Here is a 13,761-nt window from a genome sequence, read left to right as displayed (position 1 = left end):
AAACAGAGCTACCGCTTTAAAGGATAAAGAAATTCATCGAAAAAAGGCGATCCGAAAAAGGGCAGTGTAATTAAGTCGTCGTGCTCGGCCTGATCTGCTTTTTTATTGAATTGAGAGTTTACTAAGGCTCCTTGTTCCCGTTTTTCTATCCCCAAGCCCGTTTTTCCAAGCGATACAGACAGATCAAGCACATGTGCGTATCAGCTGATCCAACCGCACGACTTTCGCCAGTTCGAACAGCATAGACAATTGGCCATTAGACTACAGGCTATGATATCGCTTTCGCGAAGTCCGATGTTCACTTTATAAGCCGGAATCGAAGCTCTAACTTAGTTCGGATTCTCCCTTGGAGGCGTTTTGCTTTTAACCCTATTTCAATAGAGTACATTTACGTAAAACGCGCCTTGTAAGCTTCTATGTGAAAATGGTTTTGCTCATATAATTCGAAACTTTTTTTCACAAACTCTTTTATGTCAACAACTTCACCGTTATATATAATATGGGTTTCATTTTTGAAGGAAGATACGCATGGATTTACCCTCATTATAGTCCCGTCCAACGCACCATCTTTCAAATCGACGCTTTTAAAACTCAACCCTAGTAACTCTAAGATTCTATTAACCTGTATTTCCAATAAGTCGCTATAAGGATGATTAAATGTGTAGAATCGACACTTTCCTTTTAAGAAATCTTTCTCTATAATATCTGTCATTTTAACATCGACATGACGTTCTCTATTTTTTAACTCGATTAAAGAATCTTCCGCCACCCCAATATATTTTTTAGAGTTATATTCATAATCTCTGTATTTCCTTATCGTTTCTTCTTCATCATCTCCATTTATATACGAATCAAGTACAGTTCTATTATGATAATCTCCTATAGGCGATTGACATCGAACTCCTTTAACCCTTGGAATGTAACACCAATCTGGATGGTACCCTGTGAAAAACAAGTTTAATATTTTTACTACTTTACCAGGAAACTTGTCAGATATAGTATTTGTTCCTATGCCATGAATTTTTTCACTTATATTCTGAGTTATGATGTAATCAGCATCCTCCATTACATCATAAACTTTTGGATCGTGAGATTTATATTTATGAGCTCGAATAACCAAATCCACTTTAAATCTATCACTTTTTTCTTTTAAGATTTTCTCTATAACACCTGATTGACAGTTCCCAATAATTACAAATTTCTTTATACCAAGACTAAGCCTTAACTCATCATATAGTTGCCTTATATACTTCCCTTTAGGTCTATATTTCAAAGCGATCGCACACAACTCGAAAGCCATTTTTGGATCGGTCTCTTTTAGTTTTATCGCAGCGTCGCGTATACAGTTAATATCTAGTCGATTCATACCCAAAACCGTTATTTTCTCCAAATAACTAATTCTAAATGTACTAGCAATCGGATTTTTGCTGGAAAAACGAGCAAAATATTAAGCCTACCAATATTCGATTACGCTATTGATTCGCCAATAAATTAACACTTGAATATTACCTTCTTAATCCTCTGCATATATGGCTGATAGTATCGTTATACCTGTCAATATAAACCGGATTTTTAGGATATATCTGCGGCTCACAGAACTCGAAAAACTATAATTGAGAAACGTAGGGACGTTAGATAACCCTGCACCACAAAGCACCAAATATTTTTACAGTACTCGTGCACATAAATCACTGGTTAGCCGATGGTTAAGATACGCGTTAATTTACGTCCATGCCATATATAAAAAGACGTATAATTGTCTGTATGATTTTATCCAAAAGCGATACTAGCCTTGATTAAAACTCGACTACGCTCAGTAACGAGAGTGATCTAAGCGTATTATATACGATGCTTTAATAGCCCAATCAGCCGATCGAGCTTATAGCAAGCAAACGGTTAAAGTTCTTCGAGACAGCTTCTAGTGCATTCACCTCGATGAATAAAAAGGTGCCAAACGCGTCAACGAAACGACGAAACTAATTCTATATAATTTAGATCAACTACAAACTGCACCAACTTAATTCCTGAAAGTCACTATTAGGTATCAGGTTAGGTTACGACCCTTGCCTTTAACATAAAATTGCTGGATGTCTACAGCCGAAAATCACGCACTAGAGCCATTAAAAGCAATGGGGACAAAAACTTAGCCATTTATGGCTAAGCATTTTATGAGATTCATAATTTGTTATCGTACGCACATAAAAAGATAGGTGATACACTTTCTATATTTTTACTCTTATTCGGCCAGACCAACATGTTCTAAAACAGAGTTAAGTGACCTCCGGCAAAACCGGAGGCTTATCAGGGAACGCCCTCTAAGGGCTATTGCTTGCGCCCAAGCCGCTACATCCCGGGATTCAATTGATCACGATGCTCATCCGCTTTTTCCTAATTGCGGATGTACTCGCGCACCATAACTTCATCCAGGCCTACGGTTGAGACGAAGTACCCTCTCGCCCAACATTCCGCCGCTGAAGTTTCTCGGACGGCCTATGAACTATCTGCCGATGGCGATCGCACTTTTCCCCTTCAGGTAGCCAACCAAATTGGATACCGAGTACTTGGGCGGAATGCTGATACACATGTGGATGTGATCAGGCATCAGATGTCCCTCAACGATCTTTACGTCTTTGCGCCGAGCAAGTTCATGGAAGATTTCTCCCAGATACCGACGCGATTTCCCATAAATCAACTTCCACCTCTTCTTCGAGATGAACACCACGTGGTACTTACAATCCCAGCGCGTGTGCGCCAGACTTAAGTAGTCTCGCATAGGATTACCTTCATCTTTCTTGGTAGAAATGCGAGGGTATCTTGACCGTTGCCACGATAAAAACTATGCGAGTCACCCGGCATAGACGGCGATTTACCCCTGATTAATTACCCCTCACTCAGAAAAGTCAATTAAGGACTTCAACGAAATAGATTCAGGTGAATATTTTTTTATTGAATTTTGCTCAATTAGTTTTCTCAAATGCGATATGAAATAACCTATTCCACTGTCCAAAGAAAGTTCACCAAAATCCCAAAATGCATAATCCCAAAACCTGAGTTCCATCAATTCAGACACGGTAACGCTATCAAAACGCGGGCGAATTAACCGTGCTGGAACACCCCCAACTATGGTATATGGCTCTACATCTTTTGTTACTATTGCACCTGACGCAACAATAGAACCATCACCTATATTAATTCCTCTCGCGAGAGTTACATCTTCTCCGATCCATACATCATTTCCAATTGTAGTAATAGAACGGTTTTTACTTTGTTGAGAATTTTTTTGTTGATTAAAAATGGAATTGGGGTGATCCTCTAATGCTTTTTTACACATAATCATTCTATCGTCATACGTGATACTAGACGTTGTGAACCTATCAATTGGATGATCTATACCCATTACTTTCACCCCAATTGATATCGAGCTATATCTACCTATTTTTATAGAATTATTTTGAATAGGGCTTCTGGAAAAAGAGAAGCTTCCCATACTACAAAGTGTATTTCCTCTAAAGAACGTTGTATATGGCTCGATTCTTAACTCTTCTGGTACTTGAAGAAGATCACCGCTTTTTAGCCTTCTTTCGTCATTCCCTTTAAAATATATTCGCGCGCGGTCAAATATCTCCAGATGTCTTTCTGTTAAATACAATTTCATAAGTCATTAAAATTGTGGATTTCGCGTTGAATAATCATAATCTAAAAGTAATACAGTGATACCTTTTAGTTTTAACCAAATCATGTCTGGATACCTAACTAATACTTCATCAGATTAGTCTAGGAGTTATTAAACAGACCTCCAGTCCATTAAAGAATCCCTCTTATACTCCCATTTTGAATCCCCGCCAAAGACATCAGCATACTCTTTCCGTGCTCCGAGAAATTTAAATAAATTGGAAATAGTAAAAAGCATAGACCCAGCAGAGTTTAAGATATTTATTTGCCCGTATTCATTTATATTGACTGTTATTTTATCTTGAATAAGAATCTTTTCTGCTTCTTCAGTTAACGCCTTGGGTCCCGCGAATGTTGAGATACCTGACGCAGTTGCGAACTCGGCAGGATCTAAACTCAATATTCTTTCTGACATTGCGCGAACTAAAGGACAGTCTTTATGACTCAAAAATATACTATTATTTAGGTAAGGGGTATTTTCACGCCAATGCTTCATCAAAAAGTTACTCTGTTCATCCTGCACCCATGATTCCATTGACTGTATGTTAAAGTGACGAATATTCTTAGATGTAACTTTGGGAGGGACATGGTCTGCATCTATCCAAACCCCTCCTTTTTTTGAAGCGTAAGCTACACGAAAAATATCAGCTTCCATCGCAGGGTGAATAGCCCTTTTAAAAACCTCCTGATATTCTGGCGCATAATGATTCAACCAATCTATTGCTGTAATTTTATTGAACCGTTCTATTTTTAAAACCGAGCTATTCCTTAGGTAGTTATCCCAAAGTTTAAAGGCTTTAGAAATCTCGATAGGTCTTTCTTCTTGCGACCAATATTGAAAAACCTTAACCGTCTTAAAGTGTGAATTACTTTTATCTGGGTACTGAATTAGTTTATTGGAACTAAGACGAAGCAGGATCGGCCTTAATAGTTCAACCAGATCAGCTATTCCAGAAACTTTTAAACCAGTGGTACGAAATTGATTCATACTTAGCAAAGAAACCTTTTAAAAATTCGATGTTATTTAATAATAGATTACAATCGCGTGAGCTGTATTTTTTTCAATTTGCTCATCTGCGATTATATTATTTTCCTTCACTAGGATTAACATTTTCAAATCCTACCCGTAGTTAAATATTAAACCTTCGGCTTGCCTTTTTCGCAAACCCATCTACATCTTTTAAATCACCAATCATAGATAACTTATGTGTATTTTCTTTAGCAACGCATATATCTAAGCGTCTTTAACAGCAGCCAAATATCTCAAATAAAAGCTACGAACATCGACATAATATCGTATATTTTTCGTAAGCGTCTCTGTTTTATAGTACCTACTCAAGGAAAATTACAATTGAAGTACGAACCGAACCAAATCGAACCGAACCGAATCGAACCGAACCAAATCGAATCGAATCGAATAAAGTCGTAAACCAAAAAATCATTTAACATACTGTGTATTTTTAAAACAATTTAATATCGAAAACTACGCTTTATTTCTTTATAGATTTCTATATCGTCTTTACATATGTCTTCGATTTTTTGCAATTGGTAGTTCGACAAGCTAGATACCTGTGCTGCCTGAGGTTTAGGACTCTTATTTTCATGCCCAAACTCTACCTGAATTCCAAACATCTGCTCTATATCGTCAGCGAACTTAGGAAGATCTTCGAGAGTACCCACGATGTCGAATTTCGACATATTAGCTAACGCAGTCGCTAAACTAGCCTTTTCCTGTACGCCAGAAAAATATTTCTTATAAAAACTTCCTAAGCTAGAAGCCTCTTCGCTTTCTATAAAAGCCTCTAGGTCATAATCAAATCTAAAATGATCGGAATCTTTATGCTTATTATAGAAAAAATGCGATACAAAGCGGGATATTGGGTCTCGAACCAATGACACTAATCCGTAATCATCAGAAAACTGTTCTTTCATGAGTGGGTTATAGACACTATGCCCCATCACCAGATTATATTTTCCTGTAGCCAATACATACAAAACTAACATGTCACGAAATTCGTGGAGACCTAGTTTTTTACCGATATTATCAACTACGTATTTCGATGCATGAGCATCCACACTAAAAATCTTCTTATGATCATACCCTTTAGCTAAAGCTTTTTTAATAGATGTTCCTCCACACTTAGGAACATGCATAAAAAACATCTTTTTCATAAAACTACCCCTCTACAACTCTGTACGTTTTATTAATTGAAAGCTTCCAGTAAGGTGCAATTCCATCATGTGGAAAATAAACGTCCTTAGCGTCTGAAAAACTTTTTATGTATCTTTTATATTTACGTTCCAAATTTGGGGAGGACGGAGCTAACGAATGATAAATATGTTCGTAGCGAGCTTTATCAAAATGATCAATTTGCTTAAATGGCCACTTCGGCAAAATCCCGTGGCGAAGCACCCAGCTAGCAGCAACCTTCAATGCGCTACGATAGCCATCAGCCCCGTAATTTTGATTTGTATCTATAATAGATAATTTAGAAGTATTCTTTATCAATGAGTGAAGGCTGATCCAAAGGTGCAAATTGAACGAAGTATAATGCGCGGTTGTAGTGCGCTTAAGTTCATGTGGCTGCCGACCATCCGAATCAACATGTGATTTCAAACGGCTGGATGCACGAATTATAATATCATACATCGTTTCTATATCGCCGATGAATGCAGCCAAAGCGTATACTTGCAAATCATAGGCATTGCCATGATTATTCTTCGCCTTAGACTCTTGTATCCCTTGTTCGCTGGTACACAACCAATCGATAAAATCTCGACACCATTTATTCATGGTTGCGTCATCATTAGATGTCCAATAATCAGTCCTTTTGACAATTCTTATCGCATCAAGTAAGAAGTAAAGGTCTTTAGTTTCAATCAATCCTGATGCTGTTCCCTTATTATTATTTTTCCCCAACACCACCTGTGAGAAATTGAGATTAGGGTTCATTGCTGTTTCAGGCCGAATAAACCAACAGTGAATTAAGTCATAAGCTTTTTTTAGATAATCAGTTTTATTATATATATAACCGGCCAAACTTAGCGCTGTAGTTTCATCAAACAACCGCTGGATTGAAGTTCTATCGTATTTGACACTTTCTGCTTCGTACATCCGCGTTCCTGGAACCCGCTGTCCATCTTTGTGAACATAGGGAAGACCATCCGCAGTATCTGGATTGGGCCAAGCGTAAGGGGCTGGGTGCCAGTAGTCTTTTAAATCTTGGCTAGGTGGCAACGTTGTTTTGTGAATGACAGAATATAACGGGTTTTCGATGTACTCTTCCGCATTTTCTTTAAGCTTTTTCAAAGTATTCAGCAGGCCCAAATCGCCAGCGCAGTCGGGATTTTTTCTCAACTGATCTATCAAGCTTTCATCATAGTAGGCTAGGTTCTTTTTATTAAATCTCTTAAACGTTTCAGCTATGTCGTGATGTCGAATATATTTAACTATACCCTTTTCTCGACTGACAGCCCTTTCATGAGCGCTAAGCTCCTGACCTTCATTACCAGAGAATAAACGGGCAACCCAACCAGACCAAACGTAGTTTAGAGAATCTTTAGTAAATTCTACTTCGTGTTTTTTCCAAGGATATAGATTATTCCAATTATCCCAAACTCCAGGGACACCTAACCGTTTAAGCAAATCAACCTTCGGTTTAAGTCCATACATTAATCGCTCATCGAAATTTAGCTCCGCATCTGAGCGAAAAACGATTTGAGGCTCTTCACTTGGATTAGGCGAATAACCTTCTTCAATAACCGCTTGATTTGATACAATCCGATCCATAGGCACAATATGATATTGAATATCTGATCTAGCAGCGAGCGAAGCTGTCAAGGAGAGCCATGCTTGGTCGTTCAAGAAACAATTACCATCCCAAGGTAAGACCCACTTAGCTATTTTCTTACCTTCTTCTAGGGCTACATTCCGGGCACCATTATTATTCATAACATAATTATTTTTATGCTTTAGAATAGCCGTATCAACTATAACCTTGTTTCTCTCGCTAAGTTTCTCATACTCAGTAGTAAGTGTGTACTCATCAACAGGAAGATCATCAAAGCAAAATGCTGCCTTCGCAAGCTCCTCACTTTGATAAGGAATATCTATATATTTCTTATTATACTTTTCAAGCAGTGATATAATTTTATTTTTTTTATCTCTATCAATAATTCTATTCAGAATCCAAATCTTAACACATCCTTCAAAATCAGATTCATTTTCAAGTGTAAAATCAAGATTAGCGAGAGTTTGATTCTGATTATGTCGAAATGGTAAATCATTGCCCAATATACGAATTAAAGCAACTTCGTAACTTTTATTAAAATCCTTTGACTGCTTCCGCTCCAATGCGTAACTGGGGAAAATATTATTAAATGGCTTATCAGCTACAAGGGCTGACCATCTAAGCGACTTATTAATAGTTTGAAACTTTTTCGGATCGGAATCCCTAAACCCGCTTTTTGCAACCCCTAACATCAAATTTTCCATCTCTTCATATGATGAAAAAAGGAACCCCTGCTCCGGGCTAGTTACCAATTCGGGAAGTAAACCCGAGTTAGGTGCGATAATAGGTTTGCTGAAAGAAAAACTTAATAGAGCAGCGCCAGAGGTTAGAATCCGTTTGTAAGGGAGTACAACGATATCTGCGGCGTTAAAGTAGTACTGAGCGTCCGATTCCTGAATAAAACCTGGATGAAAAATTATACTCTTATCATGATTCGCATATGATTCGATTAATTCGCCGGTAGCCTTTTCAAACACCCTCCCGGCTATGATAAGACGAGTGTTTTTTATGTTTTGACTAACTCTTCGGTAGGATTCCAAGAGTTGATCAACTCCTTTGTAACCCTTAATGTTACCGAAGAAAAGAAAGACGAAATCCTCTTCCTTTATATCGAAGCGGTTTCGAGATATCGTTTTGTCTACGTAATTTGGATAATAACCTTCATAAGATCCATGAGGAACGACAGATACCTTATCAGGATCGACGCCAATCTCGTTTACAATTCTATCCTTAGCATACTCTCCGTGAACCAAAATATGATCGAAATATCGAGTCGCAAGACGACGAAACTTCCGCTCTCTTTCTATATATTCACTGTCATGAGATATGATGTTGTGCGCCGTGTATACGATCGTGTATCCATGAGCTTTTGCCGATTTTAGCTTCTCTATAAACTCGTCTGCGCCAGTTTCTTTGGTAAAGTCCATAAAGACATGTAGCCAGTGTAAGTGAACGACTCCAAATTCTTTAGAATTCAAAGATAATAACTCGGGGCAAAATAGCTTTTCGCTATACCCTTTAACCTTGGAGTTATATTTTTTAGAAATTGCCGCATATAGTAATTTCTGGTAGGGGTTACGTGCTGACCAATCTGGAAAGAACATAACGCCCTTACCATCCGCAGCGATATGAAATGTCTGCTTCTTTTCAATTGCACTTTGCTGAGTTTTCGTTGATGCACTTTTTTTACTAATATCAGAACGATATTCTTTTTTATAATCGGTTGGAGATTTAGATATCACCGCATCATACTTTTTAAGAATATGATTTTTTCCATTAAACTCACAAAATTCTTTTACTATCTCACGATCAACCGTGCCAAATATTAGTTTCGCTTTTTCATAGAATTTGTCGAACATTTTTGGAGCGATAACGCTCAATGTATAGATAAAACTACTGACCTTTTTGTACGCTACAACTCTGCCGTAATAATCTTTAACCTTTTCTTTTACTATCCAATTTTCAATTGCCTGGTAAGCTGATAGTTCAAAATTACAATCGGACGATTTTCGATAGTTTACAGTTACAGAGGAATCACTTTCTCTCCGATAATTATAACCAATATAGTCATCACAGAAAGAGACCCTGTGTGCGTAGTAATATGCTTTAAAAATAAACGGGACGTCGACGGCCGCTTTCGTTTCACCAAGTCTAAGATCGAATGCATCTATCATCTTTTTACTAAAGATCTTATCCCATATCATAAAGCTTTCATGATATTTAAATAAGCGAGATGAGGAATCATTAAAACCCGAATTACCATACTTTCGAATATCCATCCCTTTTTCAGTATGGTTATTAAAACCAGAAGAAAAGACGATATCCGAGTAACATCTACCGGCTTTATCCAATAGCACCTGATAAAAGTCAGGCTCAATCCAATCATCGCTATCAACAAAACCGATATATGCACCTTCAGCTAAAGCTAGTGCTTGGTTTCGTGGTGTTCCGGGATTACCACTGGGTCTCTCGTTGGATATAACCTTAATACGAGAGTCTTTCATTTCCAACTTTCGTATTATTTCGCCACAATCATCTGTTGATCCATCATTTATGACTAAAAGCTCAAGATCTTCAAATGTTTGATCCAAAATACTCTGCAGACATTTTTCGAGATACTTCCCTGAGTTATATACAGGGACAATCACGCTTAGAGTTGGACCGTTGTGGTTTTTAATATGGCTCCTGTTTTGATGCTCAAGGAATGAGTTTAAGGCGCGATCTTTAGGGTTTTCCGCGAGTCCTCGATAAATTTCTTGAGATGCTTCTTTAAGAAAACTAGCAGCTCGTAAAGCCAAGATTAAGTTTTGTCGATAGAAGTCTATTTTTCCATCATTGCCGACACCAGACCTATAAAGATTTATTGCTTTCTCATAATCACCATTTCTAAAATGTGAATTTGCGACCTTTAAAATATCCACCTTCGCACTCTGCATTTTAATTTTCAATCCTTTAAGAAAATAAAATCAAATATCATTTCGACCAAGATATAAAATTATTTCAATAGAAAAACAATCTACGAATTTACCTATTATAGAGAAAATATTAAAAACCTCTCCATGGTTCTCGACTACTCTCAAATCATCTTTTGACAAAGATATATTTATTTCACTCGCACTTTTATTAAAAATCTTTGTTTTAATTTTTCTGCCATCCTTCGTATCAGATAATATATATTTATCTGACTCTCTGTATTTTTTGCCCGGAAGCATGATTGGAAGATAAAAAGAAGAAGGAGTTATATTTTCTGAAGTCGTTTTTATCTCATATTTGATTTTTATAATTCTTGATGAAACGGTGTATTCGAATGTCCCCGATATACTTTTATCTCTAGTTGGGACCGAGCCGTTTAATGACGACATATACGAAATTTTAGATAGCAACGTAACCCTTCGATGATTTTCAGATATTTTTATATCGTCATAACACGGATATATAGCTCGTCTTTCTTTTCCTTCGAGATCCAAGACAGGACTAAACAAAAAGCTATCGAAATCCGGAACTGCCTGAACGAAACCTCTAATATATGGTGCCGGCTGATAGGCCGCTTTCTTCCAATATCGATCACCATTCACGAAGGGTATATTTATTAAACGCCCACCAACTCTAATGCTTGCTATACCGAAGCAGGCCTCTTTGTGACGTGCTTTCCATAACTTTCCTGATGGCTGTTTTGACAACCAGGTTGTTACAGACGCACTCAGCTCCGCCTCTTTTTTTACATCGCCGTAGGACTTCCAATAACTTTGACAGTAAATATGTTGATGAATTAATGATAAGTTTTCACCAAGTACCCTATTTTTCCCCCTGTAGGATTCGGTGGCTCTTCCATCTGACCAGAGATTAATACTACCTCGGCCCGGCTGGTACCAAAAATCAAGAAATTTGGCGGTAATACGTTCCGCAAAGTAACGGGCGACACGCATCTCTTCATCATTAAGGAGGTTGTGTACTGCTGCAGCAGTCAGTATCTCTAGAAAAGCGCTATCTCCATAAGCACCAATACTTCTCCCCCATTGAAAGCCATCGCCTCGACTGTTCACATTAAATAAAACATAATCAACCGAGGTTTTTAGCCATGTTTTCATTTTTTTCGTTAGTGGAAGTCCGGCTTCATAAAAGCTATAAGCTATTTCAGCAATTAATAAAAAGCTGTAACGATCATAGCGGCCTTTTCCATTAGTCTCATCAGCGAGACCTTCTCCGCCTGAAGCAGTTTCATAGTGATCTAATTCTTTTTTGAGCAGACATTCACTATGAATTACACTATCCCAGTTTAGTTGGTAGCGCGCATAAGCTATTCTGTAGGCTATTCCATAAAAATTATTTGGTTTTCCAATCAGTGTATAGTCGACTTCATTTACAAAACTACGCCAATCAAGTATACCTTTCAGGCTATTTAAATACTCGTAAGAAAAACAGTCTTTTAAAACACCCTTTTCGTTTAGCAAGCACAGCGCTTTTAAATAGAAAAAAATCCCCCAACTATCTATTTCAAATCCTTTCAGATCGCAAATAATATCGCGAAAGTTCATGCAACGTAGTTTAGTTATTTCACTACCTGCAGGATATTCAGTAACCCAATAGGCTAAACCCAAAGCAACCTTTCCAACAAGGAATGGATCTTTTTCCTTAAATACCTCAACTCCATCAATCACTAGATCTTGCCCATATATCACTAAACGCTTTGCAAAGCTGTCGAGTATGGTCATTAGTTGCTCAGTAAAGCTCTTACTACTGTCAACTAATAGAGGCAGTTCAAGTGATTCGGCAAAGAAATTTGGAATCTCTACAGCCAGGCCGATCTGACTGGACTGATGGTTTGCGCGGATTGGAGTGGTTAGTTGAACACCGATCTCTGGCGCGCCAATTTTTACGGATTGCTGAAAGTGTCCATACGCTGCTTTGAGATTTCCCATCAAAAGAGCTGCACGACCAAGTGAATTGTACGCACCGGATGTGAGGAGTTGTGCCACTACTCGATTTTCCATGCCCCATTCCAGCGCCTTTTTAATGTATGCCTGAGCTTTTTCCTCGGTTCCGTTCTGATAATGAGCTACGGCGATGATTGCGGCGACCCAAGCTTTTGATTCCAGTTGCTCGGCTTGCTCAAGCGATATAGAGACCAGAGAAGGCCAATCACCGCATCCCCATAGCGTTTGTATGAACGGGGGCAAGGGTTCGCGGTTTCTATATGCCTGTATACTGTTTAGCGCAGCAACATTGATTTCATCTTTTTTGATTTTATCGTCGCTGGGGACCATATTTACAGTTCGCCTTGTTGATCCAACATAAGCATTTTTATAGTCGAAATTTGTGCTTCGGTTCTGACCAATTCTTTTTCGAGCCCTGCTACTGTTTCCTTTAGTTTTTTGTTTTCATGGGTAATAGTTCGATTAGTTTCTGCTAATTCTCTGACCTGTTCCTGACGCTCTGCATTCTTACACTCAGTTTCGTTCAACTTCAGTTGCAGTGTGTCCATTTCTTTTATTTTCAACTGGAGAGTTTCTAGTTCCTTGACTGCCTGATCAGCACTACTCTCTAGTTCTGATACCTGTTTCTTTCTGCTTTCTAACCAACCCTTGAAATCTTCCAGTTTTTTTGTAGTTTCCTGGTGTGCTTGTTGCTCTTTTTCCAATTCTTGCTGAAATCCAACCAATAGTTCTTGCTTATCGACCAACTGCTGTTCCAGCTTGACGACAGCGTCTTTAAGAGGGTTGCGTACCAATTGCCAGCGTGGCCAATCAGGGTCCTCCTGATGTTCTACTGTTACATCATAGCCATCTTCGGCCAGTAGCCGCAGGGTTTCCGCTGCGGGAACGCTGTCCTGGTAGTAGGCTTCAGGGTTTGCCGACACATCAATGTGACTGAATTTTTTCAATTTCCCCGCATTTACCAAGTCTTTAATAATGGCGTACTCTTCTCCCGGGGTTTCCAATACTAGCAGTGCTGATTGTCCAGGCTCTGGAGCATGTTCCTGAAGCAGTTGCTGAGGTGTTAATGTCACCACAGTGTTTACAGTGTGGATTTTCAACCCTGGAAAAAGCTTCTTTAACCCAGTGGCAGTATGCAGGCCACAAGCCTCTGGTAAGTTGTATTCGTATAGCTGGTTATACGCCGGGTTGGTTGTTATAGCAGCCTCAATAACGGTTACTTGAGGCTCATTGCTGGTTTGTTTACGCAACTGATCAGCCAGTTTCGGGTTTGGTTCAACCAGTATGATCTCCCCAGCGCATGCTGTTAAGTAAACAGCCACTTCTATGCCGAGACCAGCGCCAACATGTATAATTTTATCCAC

General features: G+C 38.5%; 7 protein-coding genes and 1 pseudogene. All 8 read right to left on the bottom strand.

Annotation, left to right across the window (positions count from 1 at the left end; genetic code table 11):
• Positions 1-388 precede the first annotated feature (388 nt).
• Positions 389-1,366, bottom strand: coding sequence for a WcbI family polysaccharide biosynthesis putative acetyltransferase (locus ACQUQP_RS06030; RefSeq protein ID WP_432697900.1), 978 nt, complete (start codon positions 1,364-1,366; stop codon positions 389-391).
• A gap of 1,022 nt (positions 1,367-2,388) precedes the next feature.
• A pseudogene (gene tnpA, locus ACQUQP_RS06025) lies at positions 2,389-2,773 on the bottom strand (IS200/IS605 family transposase).
• A 114-nt stretch (positions 2,774-2,887) separates the two neighbouring features.
• Positions 2,888-3,397, bottom strand: a complete 510-nt coding sequence (locus tag ACQUQP_RS06020) for a CatB-related O-acetyltransferase (RefSeq protein ID WP_432697899.1) — start codon at positions 3,395-3,397, stop codon at positions 2,888-2,890.
• A 387-nt stretch (positions 3,398-3,784) separates the two neighbouring features.
• Positions 3,785-4,660: a capsular polysaccharide synthesis protein gene (locus ACQUQP_RS06015; RefSeq protein ID WP_432697898.1), complete on the bottom strand. Its 876-nt coding sequence runs from the start codon at positions 4,658-4,660 to the stop codon at positions 3,785-3,787.
• A gap of 482 nt (positions 4,661-5,142) precedes the next feature.
• On the bottom strand, positions 5,143-5,844 hold the full coding sequence (locus ACQUQP_RS06010) for a sulfotransferase family 2 domain-containing protein (protein WP_432697897.1): 702 nt from the start codon (positions 5,842-5,844) through the stop codon (positions 5,143-5,145).
• A gap of 4 nt (positions 5,845-5,848) precedes the next feature.
• The gene (locus ACQUQP_RS06005) at positions 5,849-10,399 is read right to left on the bottom strand and encodes an alginate lyase family protein (RefSeq protein ID WP_432697896.1); all 4,551 of its coding nucleotides are present in this window, start codon (positions 10,397-10,399) and stop codon (positions 5,849-5,851) included.
• Positions 10,400-10,429: 30 nt separating this feature from the next.
• Positions 10,430-12,727: a tetratricopeptide repeat protein gene (locus ACQUQP_RS06000; protein ID WP_432697895.1), complete on the bottom strand. Its 2,298-nt coding sequence runs from the start codon at positions 12,725-12,727 to the stop codon at positions 10,430-10,432.
• A 2-nt stretch (positions 12,728-12,729) separates the two neighbouring features.
• On the bottom strand, positions 12,730-13,761 hold the full coding sequence (locus ACQUQP_RS05995; RefSeq protein WP_432697894.1) for a hypothetical protein: 1,032 nt from the start codon (positions 13,759-13,761) through the stop codon (positions 12,730-12,732).

The sequence above is a fragment of the Marinobacterium sp. YM272 genome (assembly GCF_050908845.1).
Classification (GTDB): domain Bacteria; phylum Pseudomonadota; class Gammaproteobacteria; order Pseudomonadales; family Balneatricaceae; genus Marinobacterium_D.
The sequence above is the reverse complement of the archived record's forward strand: the minus strand, read 5'-3'. Positions and strand labels throughout refer to the sequence as shown.